Source organism: Myxococcus faecalis, assembly GCF_050039385.1.
In the GTDB taxonomy this organism is placed as follows: domain Bacteria; phylum Myxococcota; class Myxococcia; order Myxococcales; family Myxococcaceae; genus Myxococcus; species Myxococcus fulvus.
The window spans coordinates 5368902-5388278 of record NZ_CP144336.1; the positions used below are offsets into that span (position 1 = coordinate 5368902).

13 protein-coding genes are annotated in these 19377 nt (G+C 68.4%); 9 read left to right on the forward strand and 4 right to left on the reverse strand.

Annotated features, from left to right (window positions below; genetic code table 11):
• Nucleotides 1-72: 72 nt before the first annotated feature.
• Nucleotides 73-1761 carry an Ig-like domain-containing protein gene (locus VZQ01_RS21500; RefSeq protein WP_426748867.1) on the reverse strand — a complete coding sequence of 563 codons (1689 nt, stop codon included), beginning with the start codon at nucleotides 1759-1761 and terminating at the stop codon, nucleotides 73-75.
• A 403-nt stretch (nucleotides 1762-2164) separates the two neighbouring features.
• On the opposite strand from VZQ01_RS21500, the gene VZQ01_RS21505 reads away from it, so the two are divergent.
• The 3 genes from VZQ01_RS21505 to VZQ01_RS21515 all read left to right on the forward strand — a co-directional run bounded on the left by VZQ01_RS21505 (nucleotide 2165) and on the right by VZQ01_RS21515 (nucleotide 5004).
• Complete coding sequence (locus VZQ01_RS21505) at nucleotides 2165-3169, forward strand: SDR family NAD(P)-dependent oxidoreductase (RefSeq protein ID WP_426748868.1); 1005 nt, start codon at nucleotides 2165-2167, stop codon at nucleotides 3167-3169.
• Between the two features lie 80 nt (nucleotides 3170-3249).
• Nucleotides 3250-4257, forward strand: coding sequence for a diacylglycerol/lipid kinase family protein (locus VZQ01_RS21510; protein ID WP_426748869.1), 1008 nt, complete (start codon nucleotides 3250-3252; stop codon nucleotides 4255-4257).
• Nucleotides 4258-4314: 57 nt separating this feature from the next.
• Nucleotides 4315-5004: an NUDIX hydrolase gene (locus VZQ01_RS21515; protein ID WP_141332218.1), complete on the forward strand. Its 690-nt coding sequence runs from the start codon at nucleotides 4315-4317 to the stop codon at nucleotides 5002-5004.
• A 43-nt stretch (nucleotides 5005-5047) separates the two neighbouring features.
• Here the strand turns inward: VZQ01_RS21515 and VZQ01_RS21520 are convergent, their stop codons facing one another.
• Nucleotides 5048-6373 (reverse strand): IS701 family transposase, encoded by a 1326-nt coding sequence (locus VZQ01_RS21520; RefSeq protein ID WP_223752272.1) that lies wholly within the window; start codon nucleotides 6371-6373, stop codon nucleotides 5048-5050.
• 312 nt (nucleotides 6374-6685) lie between these two features.
• Here VZQ01_RS21520 and VZQ01_RS21525 point away from each other — a divergent pair, with 312 nt between their 5' ends.
• The 6 genes from VZQ01_RS21525 to VZQ01_RS21550 all read left to right on the forward strand — a co-directional run bounded on the left by VZQ01_RS21525 (nucleotide 6686) and on the right by VZQ01_RS21550 (nucleotide 12286).
• The gene (locus tag VZQ01_RS21525) at nucleotides 6686-7492 is read left to right on the forward strand and encodes a protein phosphatase 2C domain-containing protein (protein ID WP_223750458.1); all 807 of its coding nucleotides are present in this window, start codon (nucleotides 6686-6688) and stop codon (nucleotides 7490-7492) included.
• A gap of 4 nt (nucleotides 7493-7496) precedes the next feature.
• Nucleotides 7497-9368, forward strand: coding sequence for a hypothetical protein (locus VZQ01_RS21530; RefSeq protein ID WP_426748870.1), 1872 nt, complete (start codon nucleotides 7497-7499; stop codon nucleotides 9366-9368).
• Between the two features lie 37 nt (nucleotides 9369-9405).
• Nucleotides 9406-10470 (forward strand): cysteine hydrolase family protein, encoded by a 1065-nt coding sequence (locus VZQ01_RS21535; RefSeq protein WP_141332215.1) that lies wholly within the window; start codon nucleotides 9406-9408, stop codon nucleotides 10468-10470.
• A 107-nt stretch (nucleotides 10471-10577) separates the two neighbouring features.
• Nucleotides 10578-11381 (forward strand): hypothetical protein, encoded by an 804-nt coding sequence (locus VZQ01_RS21540; protein WP_046716976.1) that lies wholly within the window; start codon nucleotides 10578-10580, stop codon nucleotides 11379-11381.
• Nucleotides 11382-11468: 87 nt separating this feature from the next.
• Nucleotides 11469-12014 (forward strand): nucleotidyltransferase family protein, encoded by a 546-nt coding sequence (locus VZQ01_RS21545; RefSeq protein WP_141332214.1) that lies wholly within the window; start codon nucleotides 11469-11471, stop codon nucleotides 12012-12014.
• Nucleotides 12011-12286 (forward strand): hypothetical protein, encoded by a 276-nt coding sequence (locus VZQ01_RS21550; protein ID WP_141332213.1) that lies wholly within the window; start codon nucleotides 12011-12013, stop codon nucleotides 12284-12286. Before VZQ01_RS21545 ends, VZQ01_RS21550 begins: the two co-directional genes overlap by 4 nt.
• Before the next feature lie 48 nt (nucleotides 12287-12334).
• On the opposite strand, the gene VZQ01_RS21555 is transcribed toward VZQ01_RS21550, so the two are convergent.
• Both VZQ01_RS21555 and VZQ01_RS21560 read right to left on the reverse strand, forming a co-directional pair.
• A complete protein-coding gene (locus VZQ01_RS21555; RefSeq protein ID WP_426748871.1) occupies nucleotides 12335-15079 on the reverse strand; it encodes a CARDB domain-containing protein in 2745 nt (914 codons plus the stop codon).
• Between the two features lie 164 nt (nucleotides 15080-15243).
• The gene (locus VZQ01_RS21560) at nucleotides 15244-19221 is read right to left on the reverse strand and encodes a MopE-related protein (protein WP_426748872.1); all 3978 of its coding nucleotides are present in this window, start codon (nucleotides 19219-19221) and stop codon (nucleotides 15244-15246) included.
• Nucleotides 19222-19377 lie beyond the last annotated feature (156 nt).

Sequence of the window (19377 nt, forward strand, 5' to 3'; positions counted from 1 at the left end):
ATCGGAAAGGTCCGTGGAGTTGTACAGAGCCGCTGCGAAGAGAGGTGCTGAACGTGATGCGGTGTTCGAGGACTAGCGGTTGAAACGACGCACTCGCATTCGGGAGAACTGGTTGACTTGTCTCCAGGACAAGATGAGCTCGCCCTCTCGCGTCAGATGAAGTGAATGAGGGCTGCTGTTGTTGAAAGAACCGATGTTGAGACCAGCGTCATCAAGCGATTCCCACTGACGACCCGTCCAGCGTGCTGCGTGTACTTCGGTCCTGTTTGCGTGGACGTAGTTTGACCAGACTGCGAAAGGAGTGCCCTCCTTGTTGGCCTGGACTACGTGGTTGAGAGCCGTGTAGTCCTCGAAAAATATTTGGGCACCTTCTGAAACCCAGTCTGTCTCAACCCATCTGGACACCGTTAGGGGACTGATCGGACCTTTGCTGCCATCGGACCATGCGATAAAGGGTGTGTTTCCTGCCCCTATTGTCAGTGAGACGCGCGGCCCCTGGTGTGAGATGTAATGCCCGCCGCTGGGGAGTTGATTCCATGTGCCGTTGATGAACTCGTTGACGAAAATTGAGTGGATTTCGCGTTCGTTGGCAATCCACGCGACGACTGGAGTGGCGTCGCTCTTGTATCGCAGTACAGGGCTTGTTGAGTCGTTCGTGACAGATAGGGCGCTGAAGCAGTCGCCGATGCGGCTCCACTCAGTTGAGTTCCATACCGCGGCACAAACAGTCGTCTCTTCCTGGCCTGTCGACTCGCTCCAAGCAATGGCTGGTTGACCAGATGGGGACCACTCAAGATGGGGATGCATTTTTTGTGGCATTGCTGCGTTGCTTTCAACGCTTGTTCCTAATTGCTCCCAGGAACTCCCGGTCCACCGGGCGACATGCACGCGCATAATGAAAGAACTGACGTCGTGCAGTTCTGTCCAAGCCACGATGGGGTTCCCCTCTGCTGTGAGAAGGAGTGAGTCCCCATAGAAACCATTGGGACTGGTGGCTACAATTCCGTAGTCAGTCCACTCGCCAGCTGCAAAGCGTTTGACACGAAGAATGCTATAAGAAGACCGCGTATCGCGCCATACGGCAATCAGGTTGCCGGAGGTGTCGAATGCGTAGCTTTCCATCGTTTCATAGCTGGAGAAAGACGTGCGCGCCCCATCTCCAGTCCCCCACGGAATCCAGAACGGAACCACCCAGTCCCAGCCACGTGACTCGGGAACCAAACTGTTCCCCGCCAGGTCCACGACGGACTCCGTGAGCACCAGTCGAACCGGGTTCGACGGCGCATAACCCTCGCCCGGGGACACCGTCAGCGTCTTCCCATCCCCCGACAGACCCACGGTCCGGGACACTTCCGAGTCACCCACCGTGAGCCGGACCGTGGTGCTCGTCACCGTGTCCACCCTCATCGGCTCCGAGAACTCCGCCTGGATGGGCGCCTTCACCCAGACCATCTGTGCGCCTGGCTCCGGTGTCCGCGTCACCAGCCTCGGCGGCGTCCGGTCCACCACCACTTCCCGCGACTCCCCCTCGAACACCGTCTCCCCGAACACCGTCCGGGTCCGCAGCGTGTGCTCCCCCTCCGCCTCCACCGTGGTGTCCCACGCATACACGTACGGGGGCTCCAGCACCGCGAGCACCTCTCCGTCCCGGAGCAGCTCCAGCCGGTCCGGGACATTCCCCGCGACCTCCAGCCGGACCTCCAGGACGCCATTCGTATGGGCCACTCCCGCGGGCGCGACGATGCGCACCTCGCTGTTCACGGGAGTGATTGCCGGCACCTCGATACAGGCCGGCGAGGACAGGAGGACAGCAGCCACCCAGGGCAGCAGGACAGGTCTTGGAGTGCGCATCACGAGGCGTCGGTGCAGGCCCCATTCCGTTGCCCACAGGACAGTCCTCCGCACATAGCAGCCCTGCCTCACCCCCTTCAAACCCCCTGCTTTCAACTGCTTACCCTCGACTCCCTCCCCCTGTGCCCCAGGTGGAATCCTCACGGACCCGTCCCGCGCCGGGACCCCCGGTCCGGACGAGGAAACCGCTCCGCCGCCCGCCCTCCTGGGGAGCCCCACGGGGCACGGGGCGCCGCCCGCCTCCATCCCCATCTTGGTCCAAGGGGTCCGTCGCCACGGCCGCGACCACTCACCCACGGGAGACTTCGCACCCATGAAGCGTGCCTGGAAGAACCGCGTCGTCGTCATCACCGGAGCGTCCAGTGGCATCGGCCGCGCCACCGCCCTCGCCCTCGCCAAGAAGGGCGCCCACCTGGTCCTCGCCGCCCGCCGCGAAGACCCGCTCGAGGACCTCGCCCATGAGTGCGAAGCCCGGGGCGTCCGCGCCGTCGCCGTCCCCACCGACGTCTCCGACGCCACCTCCGTCCAGGCCCTCGCCCAGGAGGCCGTGCGAGCCTTCGGCCGCTTCGACGCGTGGATCAACAACGCCGGCGTCTACCTCATGGGCAGCCTGGAGGAGACCCCCGACGACGCCTTCCGCCAGCTCATGGAGACCAACTTCTTCGGCACCGTCAGCGGCACCCGCGCCGCCGTCACCCAGTTCCGCCGCCAGGGCTACGGCACCCTCGTCAACGTCTCCTCGTCCTTCGGCGCCGTCACCGCCCCCTACGTCAGCGCCTACGTCGCCTCCAAGCACGCCGTGCGCGGCTTCACCGCCTCCGTCCGCCAGGAGCTGCTCGACACCGGCATCCACGTCTGCACCGTCATGCCCGCCGCCATCGACACGCCCCTGTGGCACCACACCGCCAACTACACCGGCTGGCGCGTGCGCCCCGTCGAGCCCGTCTACACCCCCGAGCGCGTCGCCCGGAGCATCCTCCTCGTCTTGCGAAAGCCTCGCGCCGAGGTCCTCGTCGGCCCCTCCGCCCGCGCCTTCGCCGCCATGCACGGCCTGATGCCTCGCACCTTCGAGCGCACCATGAACGGCGCCACCGAGGCGCATCACTTCGAGGACGAGCGCCAGGGCGCCACCGCCGGCAGCCTCTTCCGCCCCATGCCCGAGGGCACCGCGGCGTCCGGCGGCTACCACTCGAAGGGCAAGCAAGCCCTGCGCCGCCTCCTCTTCGCCGGGGGCGTGGTCGCCACGGCCGCCTGGCTGGGGAGGAGGGAAGCCCGAGGGCGGCTCGGCGCACGTGTCGCCCACGCACTGGGCGTGTGAGACACACATTGTCGTCACGGGGCGAGTCCCTCGCGTCCCGTGACCGGGCCATGACACGGCCCGGGGAAAGTCCGGCCGCCATGACCGACATCGCCGTCCTCGTCAACTTGCGCGCACGCCGTGGCTCCGAGGGAGTCGGCGGCCTGGTGCAGCGCTTCCTGCCCCGTGCCCGCGTGGCGCTCACCCGCTCGCTCGACGAGGCCCGTCACTGGATTTCCGACCAGCTCCGGCCCAACCCGCCCTCGCTCCTCCTGGCCGGCGGCGGCGATGGCACCATCACCGGGCTGCTCAACGAGCTGCGCGCGGCGGGCGTGGCGCTGCCCGCCATCGGCGTGCTGCCCATGGGCACCGGCAACGCCTGGGCCCGGGTCACCGGCGCCCCGAAGCCCTCCGTGGCGCTCAAGCAGATCGCCGCGATGAAGAACGACCTGCCGCCCTTGCGGCCCTTCTCGCTGGTCCGCGTGGACGGCAAGGTGGCTCCGTTCGCGGGCACCGGCTGGGACGCGGAGATGATTCAGGACTTCAAGGATCAGCTCGCGGCCTCCGGCCCCCTGCGCAGCCAGCAGGCGGGGCTGCGCGGCTACCTCACCGCGATGTTCACCCGGACGGTGCCCCGGCACATGTTCGGCGGCGGCAACCCCCGCGTGTCCGTCTACAACATGGGCGACGCGGCGCTCACCGTGGACGCGAAGGGCCACGTGGTCCCCGTGCCCAACAGCGAGAAGGGCGCGCTCCTCTATGAGGGCCCCGCGGGCGTGGCCGGCGCCGCCACGACGCCCGAGTGGGGCTTCGGCTTCAAGGCCTTCCCCTTCGCCCAGAAGGTGCCGCACCGGCTCTCCGTGCGCGTGTACGGCGCGGGCGTGCTGGAGGCCACGCGCAACATGTTCAAGCTGTGGCGCGGAGAGCACCCGCTGCCGCACATGAACGACTGGTTCGTGCAGCGGCTGCGCATGGACTTCGACCGCGAGGTGCCCTTCCAGATGGGCGGCGACGTCATCGGCCTGCGGCGCTCGGTGGAGTTCGACCTGGCCGAGGAGAGCGTGCAGCTGGTCGACTGGCACAAGCTGTCGCGCATGGTGAAGGCTTGAGCCTCCCGCTGGCGGCGCGTTGACTCGGGTGTGCTCCGGACACTATGCCCGGTGTCCGTGAGCCACACCTACGAGTACCCGAGACCGGCGTTGACGGTGGACTGTGTCGTCTTCGGCCTGGATGACGACGACCTGAAGGTGCTGCTCATCCAGCGCGGCGTGGAGCCCTTCCAGGGGCGGTGGGCCCTGCCCGGCGGCTTTGTGCGCATGGACGAGTCGCTGGACGAGGCGGCCCGGCGCGAGCTCGAGGAGGAGTCCGGCATCCGCCCCGGGCACCTGGAGCAGCTCTTCACGTTCGGCGCGCCGGAGCGGGACCCTCGGGGCCGCGTCGTCACGGTGGCGTACTTCGCCCTGGTGAAGCTCAGCGCACACACCCTGCGCGCGGCCACGGATGCGCGCGAGGCGGCCTGGTTCTCCGTCTGGGACACGCCCAAGCTGGCGTTCGACCACGCGGACATCCTCAACACCGCGCTCCAGCGCCTCAAGGGCAAGGTGCGCTACCAGCCCATCGGCTTCGAGCTGTTGCCGCCCAAGTTCACCCTCACCCAGCTCCAGCGCCTGTACGAAATCGTCCTGGAGCGCGAGCTCGACAAGCGCAACTTCCGCAAGAAGATACTCGCCATGGACCTGCTCGAGGAGCTGGACGAGGTGGAGCAGGACGTCTCCCACCGCGCCGCTCGCCTCTACCGGTTCGACCACAAGAAGTACCGGCAGCTGGAGAAGGCCGGCTTCAACTTCGAGCTCTGACTCGACTTTCGCCATTTTAGAGCGAGGGAGAGAGCGCGGCGGTCTACTCCGCGCTCTCCAGAGATGGCGGGGCGCGAGAGGCAGCACGTAAGTTGGCGCGAAGTCGACGCGGCGAATGCCAGCGGGCCCGGGCCAGGGAGGATTGAGCCAGGCGGAGGACATCCGCGAAGCTGACCGTGGTCTTGGTGGTGTACCAGGGGCGCAGAGGCCACCTCATCTGTTGCCAGCTGGCGGTGAGCTCCAGGTACCAGAGGACGAGCAGGGTGTAGCTCAAGCCAGCGAAGGGAGCGGTGCGAAGCACGGCCAGGCGACGGCGGGCCCGCGAGTCGGCGAAGCCAAGCAGTTGCTTCAAGTCCCGGAAGAGCACTTCGATGCTCCACCTGAAGGCATACCGTTCCACCACTTCGAGGGCAGACAGGGAGGGGGCGGTGCAGAAGAAGACTCGCAGGGGGCGGCTTCCACTTGTCATCCGCACGACGACCACCTTGAGCATCCGCTCGCCGGCAGCACTCCTCCACCGGGCCACTACCTCCTTGTAGTCCACCTGCTGCGAGCGGCCGTAGAGCTGGGCTGTCAGCCGCATCCAGGGGAGTGCTGAATCTCTGGCAAGGGCCTCGGGCTTGGGCACCGGCACGTCACGCGTCAGCCAGCGGCCCGTTTTCCGCGAGCGGCAGCGGTGCACGCGCGGGCGCGTCAGCACTGCATCTGGACGCATGGCTCCGACGAAGACGAGCCGCTGCGGCAACCCCTTGAGCAGGGTGCTGCATGAGTACGCTTCGTCCGCGGCCAGTTCCAAAGGGCCCGTTGGCAGCCAGCTGAGGACACGCTCAACCAACTCTCGGCCCAACTGCGTTTTCTTCCGGTGCCGGATGTCCCTCCTCTGGCACTCGGCTTGGGTGCGGTAGAGCCGGAAGAGAACGGGCAGTGCCCAGGGGCGCGCAGCAAAGGGCACGTGCACCAGCACCGCGAGCGTCACCCAGACGTGGCCGAAGCAGAAGACGCGCATGGCCCGGGTGGAGCGAACCGCATCCAGGTGACTGCCCAGGCCGAAAACCTTCGGCCCCTTGTGACTGCAAAGGGTGTCATCGAGTACCAACCGCACGGGTCCCAATGCCGCCAGCTTCAACAGGAGCAGTCGGCCTACCTCGTCCGTACTCCACCGCGTCCGGGAGAAGAAGCGATGGAAGGCCGCATGGTGCTGCACGCCCGACACTCCCGCTGCCACCAGCGCCTCGGTAACGGCGTGCGTGCCTCCACTGCACACCCAGCCGGCGAACAGCACCAGGAAGCGGAGGAACGAGGGCTCGGTGAACGCCGGCCGAACCAGCTGCAGGACTCGAAGCAGTGCATACAAATGGGAAGCGGCCATCGCAGACCTCGAAGGTGCTGGAAGAGGCGTGTCTTGCCGGACACCTCTCTCAGCTGGTCTCGATGGCCGCTCTTTACCTACCCTCAGCCCTCTCTCCTCTCGGCCCCCTGCTTGGGCATCCCACCCCAAAAGGGCGAAAGTCGAGTCTGAGCCCCCTGGAAGGCCCCTCCCCGGAGGGCGAGGCGCGCTCGCGTTGACATCGTGTAGTTTCGACACTATGTTGGTGTAATAGGTACACGAACAGGGGCCATGAGGCTCCGCGAGTCCACGTCCGTGTCTGCCATTGCCCGCGTCGCGGGCCAGGGGAGAGCCATGTCCTCGTTGCCCTTCGAAGTCGCCGCGGGCTCGGTGCTCGGCCGGGAGCATGCTCGGGCGGGCCGCAACAACCAGGATGCGTGGTGTGTGCGGACGAGCGAGCACGGGCTGGTGGCGGTGGTGGCGGACGGGTGTGGCAGTCAGCCGTGCAGCGAGCTGGGGGCGCAGCTGGGGGTGCGCCGGGTGGCACAGGCGGCGCTGACGCGGTTGGCGGAGGACGAGCGTGTGGATGAAGCCGGGTTCCTGCCCGGCCTGCGAGAGGACGTGTTGTGTCTGCTCAGCGAGCTTCGGGGGGAGCTCGGTCGCGACACACTGGGGGATTTCCTCTTCACGGTGGTGGGCGCGGTGATGACGCCCTCTCACACGCTCGTCTTCTCCGCGGGGGATGGGGTGTGGGCCCTCAACGGCGAGGTGCATGCGCTGGGGCCCTTCCCGAACAACGCGCCGCCGTATCTGGCGTATGCCCTGTCGCGCGGCGAGGAGGACACGCCGCTCGTGCGTCAGGCGCTGGTGCCCACGGAGGACGTGCACGCGCTCCTGCTCGGCACGGACGGCGTGGCGGACCTGGCGAAGCTCGCGGACGTGGTGATGCCGTCGGGGGATGAGCGGGTGGGGCCGCTGTCGCGCCTGTGGACGGAGGCGCGCTACTTCGAGAACCCGGATGCGCTCCGGCGCAGGCTCGCGATGCTCAACCGCGAGTCGGTCCGCGCCGACTTCGATGCGCGACGGCTCGTGCGCACGCCGGGATTGCTCCCGGATGACACGACGCTGGTGGTGCTGCGCCGTCGCATGGGGAGGGCGTGAGACCATGGACGTCTGGCTCGAGGGGAAGAAGGTGCGGTTGGACCCTGCGAAGGCGCTCGGCAAGGGCGGCGAGGCGGACGTGTTCGACCTGGGGGACGGCCGCGCGCTCAAGGTCTTCAAGCTGCCTGAGCACCCGGACTACACGGGGCTCGCCGTGGAGCAGGAGGCCGCGCGGGCCCGCATCGACGAGCACCAGCGCAAGCTGCGCGTGTTCCCCACGGGGCTGCCCGGGCGCGTGGTGGTGCCGCAGGCGCTGGCCACGGACAAGAAGGAGCGCACGGTGCTGGGGTACGCCATGCGCAAGCTGGATGGCGTGGAGTCGCTGCGGCGCTTCGGTGAGCCCTCGTTCCGTCGCGCGGGCGCCACCTCGGCGCGCGCGGTGGAGGTGCTGCGCTCGCTGCACCACACGCTCGCTGGAGTCCACGCGGCGGGCGTGGTGGTGGGGGACTTCAACGACCTCAACGTGCTCGTCACGGGCGCGGCGGACGCGCACCTCATCGACGCGGACAGCTTCCAGTTCGGAGGGTTCCTGTGCGCGCTGTTCACCGAGCGCTTCGTGGACCCGGTGCGGTTGAACGGGAAGAGCCTGGTGCCCACGCTCCCGGCGTCGAGTGAGAGTGATTGGTACGGCTTCACCGTGGCGGCGATGCAGTCACTCTTGTGCGTGGGGCCGCATGGCGGCGTGCACCGACCGAAGTCCCCGTCCGCGCGCACGACGACCGCGGGGCGGCTGCTCCAGCGCATCACCGTCTTCCATCCGGAGGTGCAGTACCCGAAGCCCGCGCTGCCGATGCGGACGCTCCCGGATGACGTGCTCCACCACCTCCACCGCGTCTTCGTGGAGGACCTGCGCGGCGCCTTCCCGCTGCCGCTGCTGGAGGGGCTGCGCTTCACGCAGTGCGCGTCGTGTGGTGTCGAGCACGCCCGGCGCGCCTGTCCCACGTGTCAGCCGAACGCGGTGGCGCAGACCACGTCCGTCACCTCGGCGCGAGGTCAGGTGACGGCCACGCGCCTGTTCGCCACGCGCGGAGTCCTGGTGCACGCGAGCGTGGAGGACGGTGTCCCGCGCTGGCTCTACCACGCGGATGGCGCCTATCGCCGAGGGGACGGCCGTGTGGTGATGCGAGGACCGCTGGACCCCTCGCTGCACTGGGCGCTCCAGGGGGACGTGACGCTGGTGGGGCGGGACGGCGTGGTGGCGGTGATGGGGCCGCTGGGCGAGCGGGAGCGGTTGGGGGTGGACGCTCCCGAGGGACGCCCGGCCTTCGCGGCCAACGCGAGACATCGCTACTGGGCGGTGGGGGGCGGACTGTGGCGGGACGGCGTGCACGGGCCGGAGCGCATCGGCGATGTGCTGGAAGGGCAGACGCGGTTGTTCGTGGGACCTCGCTTCGGGCTGGGGTTCCATCGCGCGGGTGGACTCCGAGGCGCGTTCGTCTTCGACGCCGAGCGTCTGGGACTGCGCGACGGGCTGACGCTGCCGTGGCCGTCGGGGCAGCTCGTGGACGCGGACTGTCTCTTCGACGGGTCGCTGGCGTGGCTGTTCCTCGCCGAGCAGACGCAGGGGCGCACGGTGCATCACTGCGTGGTGCTCGGCTCGGATGGCGCGGTGCGGGCGCAGGCGGTGGCCGAGGCGAATGATGGCTCGTGGCTGGGCGGCGCGCTCGGGACGGGACGGTGCGCGGTGGGCGAGGCGCTGTTCTGCGCCACGGACGCAGGGCTGACCCGTCTGGAGCTGCGACAGGGGCGCCTGGAGGCCGTGCGGGACTTTCCCGACGCGGAGCCCTTCGTGGACTCGGGAGCCCGGCTCCTGCTGACGCGTCAGGGATTGGTCGTGGTGGGGCGACAGGAGCTCACCGCGCTGCGGATGGCTTGAGCCGGGTGGATGTCTTTACATGACAGGGGGTCGTGCGATGAGGAAGCAAGTGAAGGAGCTGCCGGTACCTGGGTTCTATCGGGCGGAGCACGCGGGGAAGTACAGCTACGGGCCGGACGCGGGGAAGCTGCAGATGGAGGCGGGGACCTGGCGCAGCGCGAACGGTGTCACCGCGGCCGCGTCGGATGGATTCAACCTGCACCTGCTGCTCATCGACGTGCAGAAGGACTTCTGCTTCCCGGAGGGCTCGCTCTACGTCGCGGGGCGCAGCGGGCGCGGCGCCGTGGAGGACAGCCGCCGCATCGCCGAGTTCATCTACAAGAACCTGGGCACGCTCACGAACGTGACGGCGACGCTCGACACCCACTTCGCGTACCAGATCTTCTTCCCGTCCTTCTGGGTGGACCAGGATGACCAGCCGCTGACGCCGTACCGCGAGGTGACCCGCGAGCAGATTGAGCGAGGACAGGCGAAGCCGAACCCGGCGATGGCGAAGTGGCTGTGCGGTGGCAACTACCCGTGGCTGCTCAAGCAGGTGAAGTACTACTGCGAGGAGCTGGAGCGCGCGGGCAAGTACACGCTGTACCTGTGGCCGCCGCACTGCCTGCTTGGTGGGGACGGGCACGCGCTGGCGGGGGTGGTGCAGGAGGCGCGGCTGTTCCACTCGTACGTGCGCGGCATGCAGTCCTGGGCGGAGGTGAAGGGCGGCAATCCGCTGACGGAGAACTACTCGGTGCTGCGTCCGGAGGTGATGAGCCGGCATGACGGACAGCCGCTGGCGCAGCGCAACACCCAGTTCCTCAAGACGCTGCTGACGGCGGACGCGGTGGTGATTGGCGGACAGGCCGCGAGCCACTGCGTGAAGAGCTCCATCGACGACCTGCTCGGCGAAATCGTGGCGCAGGACGCGGCGCTGGCTCGCAAGGTGTACCTGCTGACGGACTGCATGTCGGCGGTGACGGTGCCGGACGGGAAGGGTGGTTTCGCGGCGGACTTCACGCCGCAGGCGGATGCGGCGCTCAAGCGCTTCGCGGACGCGGGCATGCACCTGGTGCGGTCCACGGACCCGCTGGCGAGCTGGCCGGACCTGCGCATCGGCTGAACCGAGTTCCCGCTGTACTGTCGAGAGTTCGATGACCGCGCCTGTCTCAGGTGGGGCGGGGCGGCGGAGCCATGCCCTCGCGATGAGGGAGAAAGAGAGAGCAGGACATGAGCAGGACGACGAGTGGAGGCCCCCGGACGGCCACGCAGCTCTTCGAGGATGCGCACGCCGAAGGGGTGCTGAGCCCCGCGGGACTGCAGGCGCTGACGGTGGTGGACCTGGGCGCGCAAATCCAGGCGGGCCTGGGCGTGCGGGTGGAGGACGTGCAGGCCAGCGAGGTGGTGCTGGTGACGGTGATGCCGGACGACTCGGGGAGCATCTCCACGTCGGGGCACACGAAGACGGTGTGTGACGGGCACAACCTGGTGCTCGACTCGCTCCTGGCGAGCAAGCAGAAGGACGGCGTGCTCTTCCACACGCGCTACCTGAACGGCCAGGTGCTCAATCCCTACCGGCCGCTGGAGGACGTGGTGCGGATGCACTCGGGCAACTACCGCGCGGACCAGGGGACGCCGCTGTATGACCAGGCGGTGGTGTTGCTGGGGACGGTGCTGGCGAAGTCCCAGGAGTTCAGCGCGAACGGCGTGCCGGTGCGCACGGTGACGCTGTTGATTACGGACGGCGCGGACATGCACTCGAGCCGCGCGCAGGCGAAGGACGTGGCGGCGGTGGTGAAGGACCTGCGGCGGGCGGAGAACCACATCGTCGCGGCGATGGGCATCGACGACGGGAGCACGAACTTCCGGCGCGTGTTCCAGCAGATGGGCATCGAGGACGCGTGGATTCTCACGCCGGGCCAGTCCGAGCGGGAGATTCGCTCGGCCTTCCAGGTGTTCAGCCAGTCCGCGGTGAAGGTGAGCCAGGGCGGCGCGAGCTTCAGCCGCACGGCCCTGGGTGGCTTCGGGCGGTGAGGCTTGGAGTGGAGGTGGGGCCTGCCAGCCCAGCGGGCTGGCGGGGCAAGACGGGCCGACGGCGACTGAACGCGCTATCTTCCGCGCGTGGACGATTACCTCAAGGTCCTCCTCCTGGTGGGGAGCAGGCTGGAGCAGGCAGGCATCCCGTACATGCTGAGTGGCTCCACGGCCATGAACTTCTACGCGCGTCCTCGCATGACTCGCGATGTGGACATCGTCGTCGAACTGGAGGCTCCGAAGGTTCCAGTCCTTCTCTCGCTGTTCCAGGCCGACTTCTCCATCGATGAAGAGGAGATTCGCGAGGCGCTGTCACACCAGTCGCTCTTCAACCTCATCCACTTCGAAACGGTCGTGAAGGTCGACTGTGTCATCCGTAAGAGGTCGGCGTATCGACAGGAGGAGTTTCGCAGGCGGCGAACAGTCGAGCTCCAGGGACAGCGCATCTGGATTGTCTCGCCTGAGGACCTGGTACTCTCGAAGCTTTACTGGGCGCGGGACAGTCTGTCCGAGATGCAGATGGGAGATGTGCGGAACATCGTGGATGCTACGTCCTCGATGGACTGGGCCTATCTGATGCACTGGGCTCGGGACCTGGGAATCGAGTCCTTGTTGGAGACGGTGAAGCCATGAAGGACACCCTGCCTCGTGCCGAGGCTCTCGTTCGCTCGCTGCTCCTGCGCAAGTCAGGGGAAGAGCGTCTCGTGATGGGGGCCGACATGTTCTCCGCCGCGCGTGCGCTGGTCTCAGCCTCGCTACGGGAGCAGGGGCTGACGATGGGTTCCGCCGAGTGGAAGCTCGGGCTCCTCGACCGGACCTACGGCGCGGAGATCTCGCCCGCCCATCGGCGTCGCTTGTTGGAGCGATGGCGTGCCGAGGCGACGCCTGGCTCCACCTCGACATGAGCCGCCCGGGGGCGAAGTCGCGCTCCGGACGGCTCGGGTCCTCGTGCTTCAGTGCACGCGGGCGCGCGGCAGGTTGGAGGGCGCCAGGCCCACCGACTTGAGGCCCGTGGTGGGCGCGCACACCAGCGCCTTCAGGTCCTCGGCGCGGCGCGTGAGGTCGTCGAACGTGCGAATCGACTTCGTCACCGGGTCCGTCACCGTGGTGCCTCGCAGATAAGGTGACAGCGTGGACGTCCTGCCCGAGGCCCGCGCGGACACGTGGACGAACTCCGTCTGCGTCTCACCCGCGTGACACCCGCTGCACGTGTTGAGCGAGAACTTGTGCCGCACCTCGTTCGACACGTTCGGCGCGCGCCAGAAGAAGTCCAGCGGCACCAGCGAGTGCGCCCCCAGGAACGGGATGCCACCCATGCTGTCGGGCACCGTGTGCCGCTCCTCCAGCACCGCCGCCGAGTTCTCCGTCAGGTAGCTGGCCAGCATCGGCGTGTTCTCGAAGTGGTTCGCCGGCGTGAGCTTCATCGTCGTCGGCATCAGCCCCAGGGGTGACAGCACGAACTCGCGCAGCTCCCACGGCTCCTCCAGCTCGATTTCGTTGGTGCGAATCTGGTTCAGCGCGCTGCCCTGGTGCCGACCCGTCATCACTCCCGCCTTCACGAAGCGGTCCGTGAGCGCCTGCAGCTTCGCGTTGTAGCCCGCGTTGCCCACCTTCACCGCGCCCAGCGCATGCCAGTCCGAGGCCCAGCGCTGGATGGCCTCGGGCGTGGTGCCCGGCAGCGCGTACTCCAGGATGACGGTGAACTCGAGCGGCTCGCCGTTGGGCGCCACCACGCCGTAGATGAAGCGCCCCTCGCCCGCCGTCACCCCCTGCTCGCGCAGGTCGATGCGGTTGACGATGGCCAGCAGCCGGAACGGCGCCGAGTTGAAGTCCAGCGGCTTCGACGGCCCGCCGCTGCGCGTCTCCCACGGCCCCAGCACCTTCGTCTGCATCTCCGGACGCGGCGGAATCGTCAGCCCGTTCACGTGCTGCTTCTCCAGCCACGTCTTCAGCCACGCGCGCACCAGCTCGGACGGGTCCTGTCCGCCGTTCAGCTCGCGCATCACCGTGCCGAAGTGCCACGCGCCTCCCGGCGCCGTGCGCACCGGGTCCTCCACCACGGACAGGTGGGTGATCATCAGCTCGCTCGGCTTGTCGATGGTGCACGTGTTGGTGGGCTGGCACACCGTGCGCGACTCGCAGCCGTTGGACGCCTTGCCGTCACAGTCGTAGTAGCCCGGCACGCAGGTCTGTCCGCACGTCGCCGCCACGCAGACGCCGTCCGCGTAGGGACCGTCCTGGCACGAGTTGCCGCACGTGCCGCAGTGATTGGGGTTCGCCGTGAGGTCCACCTCGCAGCCGTTGGACGAGCGGCCGTCACAGTCCGCCGTGCCGGGCGGGCAGCGCAGCTCGTACGCGGGACCCTCGGCGCACGTGGACACGTTGCCGCACGCGTCCTTCGCCGCCAGGAACACGCGGTGGCTGCCACCGGGACCGAACGGGGCCACCGTGCTGAAGCGCCCCTGCGCGTCCGCCTGCACCGTGCGCGTGGGCGTGCCCGTGCAGGCCACGTCGACGAAGATGCCCACCGTGGCGTGCGGCTCCGCGGTGCCCGTGATGACGAGCTGCTGGCCATCGTTCAGGTACTGCCACTTCACGTCCGTCACGCGCGGCGGCTCGGGCGGCTCGCCGTCATGCTGGTACTCGAGCGGGTTGGAGCAGGTGGACGCGGAGTCGTAGCCACCCGCGGCTGTCGCCCGGGCGGACACCGTCACCTTCGCGTTCTTCGCCACGCTCACCTGGGCGTAGAACAGGCCGATGTCGTCAGTCGTCACCGTCTTCTCCACCGGGCCCTGACAGTTGGCGGTGCGGAAGACCTCCACCGTGACGCGCGGCTCGGCGCGACCGTGGAAGACGGGCTGCAGGCTCCCGCCCGGGGACGTGGGCGAGGTGCTCAGCAGCACCGGCGCCATCCGGGGCGTGCCCGGGCCGTAGGGGTAGTCGACGGCGGGGCTGCACTGGGAGCCGTTGCCGACGGCGTCGTAGGCGCGCGCGGAGTAGCGGGCGCCCGGGCCGTTGGGGACGGAGACGGGGACCTCGCAGTAGTTGCCCGCGTTGGCCACGGTGGAGCCGACCTCGGTCCCGGTGCAGCCGGGGCCCTGGTACACGCGGACGGTGGCGCCGGCCTCGGTGTGGAGGGTGAGGGCGCGGGTGGTACCGGTGCCGGCCTGGGCCCAGGTGGGCGCGGGCGTGGGCGGCGGCGTGCGGTCCACGAACACCGCGTTGCCGAGGCGCACGTTGTTGCCCTCGCTTTCCTCGGTGACGAGCCCATCCGGGTCCACGCGGGCGCTGAGGAAGTAGTCGCCTTCGGGGATGGCGCGGGCGCTGACGGACGCGGAGACCTCGCGACATTCGCCGGCGCGCAGGGAGAAGCGGGGGCTTGCGCCCAGGTGGAACTCGGAGGCGCCGGGGGCGGAGGAGGCGGTGAGGAAGAAGGCCGCGTCCGTCATGCCGGAGCCCGCGCCGTCGTTGCACAGGCGCGCCTGGACGCGCTGCTCACCCGTCCCCAGGGCGGAGGGACCCGAGACGAGCTCCACCCGGAAGTCGGGGGCGCTCGGCTGGGGCCTGGGGGTGCTGGGGTCGGGCCTGGGCTCGCTGGGGTCGTCGTCCCAGTCGGGCGGGTCGTCCAGCCCGGACTCGACGATGCAGCCCGCGAGTGTCCCCGCGAGCGCGATTGCCCACCACGGGCGCGCGTGCATGTGTGGAATGCCTCCGGAGGAGCCTGTAGGGGTCCGGCCCTGGGGTAGGGGTGGATCCTCCGTGCCCCTGGACGGGGGCTCGCGGGAATTATTCACGCAACGGCGTCAGGAGGGTGCGTCCTCCTGACGCCGGGTCATGTGGTTGACCTACCTACGGCGTGTCCTCACCAGCTGTAGGGCGGGAGCTGAGGTGTTGGGGACGGGTAGCAGTCGATCCTCATGGACGTGACATCGTAGGACGCGAACGGCTCGATGTCGGGGCAGGGGTTCCGCGGACCACAACCTTCGTTCTGGGTCCCGGAGCAGTTGTTGTCGACTCCGTCCCAGCAGGTCTCCATCTCGCCTGGGTTGACCATGCCGTTGCTGTCGTTGCAGTCCGTGGCGTCCGAGACATAGCCGGCAGGCCGGCCGCAGCTCTGCGTGGACATGCTCGCGTTGCCGTGGCCGTCGCCGTCCGCGTCGCGGTACCAGGTGGACTGAACCCCTTCGTCGACGGAGCCGTCGCAGTCGTTGTCCAGGGAGTCGCAGGCTTCGGCCGCTCCGGAATAGACTGTCGCGTTGCCATCGTGGCAGTCCGAGGCGTTGCTCACATAGCCGGCGGGCTTTGCGCAAGCCTGGGTGGTGTTCGTCGGGTAGCCGTAGCCGTCGCCGTCCGCGTCCCGGTACCAGGTGGGCAGCACGCCCTCATCCACGGAGCCGTTGCAGTTGTTGTCCACACCGTCGCAGGACTCCGAGGCGCCCGGGCGGATGCCGGAGCTGCCGTCATTGCAGTCCGAGGTGTTGCTCACGTAGCCCGAGGGCTGCCGGCAGTTCTGCGTGGAGACGCTCGCATTGCCGTAGCTGTCGCCATCCGCGTCGCGGTACCAGGTGTACGTCGTGAGGCCCTCGTCCGCGCCACCCGCGCAGTTGTTGTCCACGCCGTCGCAGACCTCGGACGCGCCTGGGTGGATGGATGCGCTGCCGTCGTTGCAGTCGGTGGCGTTCGACACGTAGCCGGAGGGCTTCGAACAGGCCTGTGTCGTGCTCGATGCGTGGCCGTAGCCGTCGCCGTCCGCGTCGCGGTACCACGTGGACTGAACCCCTTCGTCGACGGAGCCGTTGCAGTTGTTGTCCACACCGTCGCAGGACTCCGAAGCACCCGGGCGGATGCTGGCGTTGCCATCATGGCAGTCCGAGGCGTTGCTCACGTACCCCGACGGCTGGCGGCAGTTCTGCGTGGAGACGCTCGCATTGCCATAGCTGTCGCCATCCGCGTCTCGGTACCAGGTTGAGGTGGTGAGGCCCTCGTCGGCGCCGCCCGCGCAGTTGTTGTCGATGCCGTCGCAGACCTCGGTGGCTCCGGGGTGGATGGCACCGCTGCCGTCGTTGCAGTCCCCAGCGTTGGAGACATAGCCCGCGGGCTTCGTGCAGGCCTGGGTGCTGGCCGAGGCGTTGCCGTAACCGTCGCCATCCGCGTCGCTGTAGTACGTGGAGGTGACGCCCTCGTCGGTGGAGCCATTGCAGTTGTTGTCCACGCCATCACACGTCTCGGAGGCGCCGGGACGGATGTTGGGGTTCGCGTCGTGGCAGTCCGAGGCGTTGCTCACGTACCCCGACGGCTGTCGGCAGTACTGCGTGGCGTTGTTCGCGTCGCCGTACCCATCACCGTCCACGTCCCGATACCAGGTCTGGGTCGTGAGGCCCTCGTCGACTCCTCCCGCGCAGTTGTTGTCCACGCCGTCGCAGACCTCGGTGGCGCCCGGGTGCGTCGTCGGGTTGGAGTCATCGCAGTCCGAAGCGCTCGCCACGTAGCCCGTGGGCTGACGGCAGCTCCGCGTCGACAGGGTCGACCGACCATATCCATCCCCGTCTCCGTCCAGGAACCACTCCTGCGTGGGGACTCCCTCATCGACGCCACCCGCGCAGTTGTTGTCGACACTGTCGCAGACTTCCGCGGCTCCCGGGTGGATGGACGCATCCGTGTCCAGGCAGTCCGAGGCGTTCGTGACGTAGCCCGTGGGCGCCGCGCACGCCTGCGTCGACTGGCTCGCGCTGCCGTAGCCATCGCCATCCGCGTCCCGATAGAACGTCCCCAGTACTCCCTCATCCGTCAGGGAGTCGCAGTCGTTGTCCGCGCCGTCGCAGACCTCCGCGGCTCCAGGCTTGATGGAGGCGTTGCCGTCGTTGCAGTCGCCCGCCACGGCCGCATAGCCCGCGGGCTGCCGGCAGTCGCTCACCGTGTCGCTCGCGATGCCGAAGCCGTCACCGTCCGCATCGCGGTACCACGTCTGCCGCGTCAGGCCCTCGTCCACCTGGCCATCACAGTTGTTGTCCACGCCGTCGCAGGACTCGGGCGCGCCGGGGTTGAAAGCAGCCCGCGTGTCGTCGCAGTCACCCGCCTGGGCCGCGTGGTTCACCGGGCGCGCACAGGCCTGCATCGACTGCGAGGCGACACCGTAGTCGTCGTGGTCCTGGTCCAGGTACCACGTCGCGAACGTCAGCCCGTCGTCCGTCTGACCGTTGCAGTCGTTGTCGCGGTTGTCGCAGGTCTCCGCGGACGGGGCGTACTTCTGCACGCACTCCAGGGCGCCGTGGGTGCAGTATCTGACGCCCTCGCCGCACACGCCGACGCCGCCCGTCTCGCACGCGACGAGTCCGCCCGGGTTGCCGTCGTCCACCTCTCCGTCACAGTCGTTGTCCAGGCCGTCGCACTGCTCGTCCGATGCGGCCTGGTTCTGCTCGCACACCACGAGGCCCTGCGTGCAGGCCGTGGTGCCCTTCGCGCAGACACCGAGCTGGCCCGTGGCGCACTCGTCGCCGCCACTCGGGTTGCCCTCGTCGACCTCACTGTCGCAGTTGTCGTCGATGCTGTTGCACGTCTCCGGCGCGCCTGGGTACGTGGTCGACGTGAAGTCGTCACAGTCGATGTCCTCCACGAAGCCATCCACCGGGGCACAGGCCTCCATGGACACATACTCGTCGCCGAAGCCGTCCATGTCGCTGTCGTAGTAGTAGGTGTTGAGGATGAGCGTCGTCACGGGCGCGGAGGTCGCCGTGGTCGTGTACGCACCCGTGCCGAGCTGCCCCTGGCTGTTGTTGCCCCACGTCCACACCGGACAGCCCGGACGCACCGCCAACGCATGGTGGTAGCCCGCGGCGATGGCCGTGACGTCCGTGAGTCCCACGGCATCCACGGGAGCTCCGCTCGTGCCTCCCGGAGCTCCGTGACCCAACTGGCCGGAGGCGTTGAGGCCCCACGCCTTCACCACGCCATTGCCCATGATGATCATCGAGAAGGCAAGACCCGCGCGCACGTGCGTCGCGGCGAACACGCCCGGGACGGCCGTGGGCGTGAGCACCGGTGTGGTGCTCGTCGTCCCGGTGCCGACCTGCCCGGAGGAGTTCTGCCCCCAGGCCCAGACGTTGCCGAACTGCTCATCGATGGCGAGCGAGTGCGCTGCTCCCGCCGCGATGGCCTTGGCCCGAGGCAGCGTCGTCACCACCGTGGGCACGAGCACCATGGCGGGCGTGGTGCTCCCCGTGCCGAGCTGCCCGAAGTCGTTCTTGCCCCACGCCCACACCTTGCCGTCCGCATCCAGCGCGAGCGCGTGGTTGTGACCCGCCGCGATGGCGCGGATGGTGGGAAGGCTGTTCACCTGGCGGGGCGTGGCCTCCGCGGTGCTGACCGCGCCCTTGCCCACCTGGCCAGAGGCGTTCTGCCCCCACCCCCAGACGCGTCCGTCCTGCCCCAGCGCGAGCGAGAAATTCCCGTTCGCCGAGATGGCTTGGATACCCGACAGTCCACTCACGCGAGTCGGGACCGTCACCAGTCCTCCCGTCGAGCCGAGACCCACCTGGCCGAAGTCGTTCTTGCCCCAGGCCCAGACAGTCCCATCCATATCGAGCGCGAGCGAGTGCGTCTGTCCCGCAACGATGGCCTTGATGGAAGGCAGACCCACGGGCTTCGTGGGGCTCGCCACCGGCGTGGTGCTTGTGTTGCCCGTCCCCAGCTGTCCGACGGAGTTCTGTCCCCAGGCGAAGACCTCGCCGTTCTTCTGGAGGAACAGTGAGTGGTAGGCACCGGCCGCCACGGTTCGGTCCACCTTCACCTGGGCGGACAGCTTCTTCTGGGTCGTGGTCGTCTCCGACCCGTTGTCAGACATGGACTCTGGCTCGCCGCAGGACAGCAAGACCAGGAGGAGGGGAACCACGTAGTGGATGCGAGGTATGAATGACCTCGGCTGACAGGGGTGTCTCAAGCTGCGCTCCAAGGATTTTCTCCGGCGACCGGCCTCGCGTGCGCGGAGCAGTGGGGACGA

Excerpts from the sequence above, each read along its gene's own strand:
- VZQ01_RS21525 (WP_223750458.1), top strand. The coding sequence starts at position 6,686 with ATGTCCTCGTTGCCCTTCGAAGTCGCCGCGGGCTCGGTGCTCGGCCGG.
- VZQ01_RS21540 (WP_046716976.1), top strand. The coding sequence starts at position 10,578 with ATGAGCAGGACGACGAGTGGAGGCCCCCGGACGGCCACGCAGCTCTTC.
- VZQ01_RS21555 (WP_426748871.1), bottom strand. The coding sequence starts at position 15,079 with ATGCACGCGCGCCCGTGGTGGGCAATCGCGCTCGCGGGGACACTCGCG.
- VZQ01_RS21535 (WP_141332215.1), top strand. The coding sequence starts at position 9,406 with ATGAGGAAGCAAGTGAAGGAGCTGCCGGTACCTGGGTTCTATCGGGCG.
- VZQ01_RS21505 (WP_426748868.1), top strand. The coding sequence starts at position 2,165 with ATGAAGCGTGCCTGGAAGAACCGCGTCGTCGTCATCACCGGAGCGTCC.
- VZQ01_RS21530 (WP_426748870.1), top strand. The coding sequence starts at position 7,497 with ATGGACGTCTGGCTCGAGGGGAAGAAGGTGCGGTTGGACCCTGCGAAG.
- VZQ01_RS21520 (WP_223752272.1), bottom strand. The coding sequence starts at position 6,373 with ATGGCCGCTTCCCATTTGTATGCACTGCTTCGAGTCCTGCAGCTGGTT.
- VZQ01_RS21560 (WP_426748872.1), bottom strand. The coding sequence starts at position 19,221 with ATGTCTGACAACGGGTCGGAGACGACCACGACCCAGAAGAAGCTGTCC.
- VZQ01_RS21510 (WP_426748869.1), top strand. The coding sequence starts at position 3,250 with ATGACCGACATCGCCGTCCTCGTCAACTTGCGCGCACGCCGTGGCTCC.
- VZQ01_RS21550 (WP_141332213.1), top strand. The coding sequence starts at position 12,011 with ATGAAGGACACCCTGCCTCGTGCCGAGGCTCTCGTTCGCTCGCTGCTC.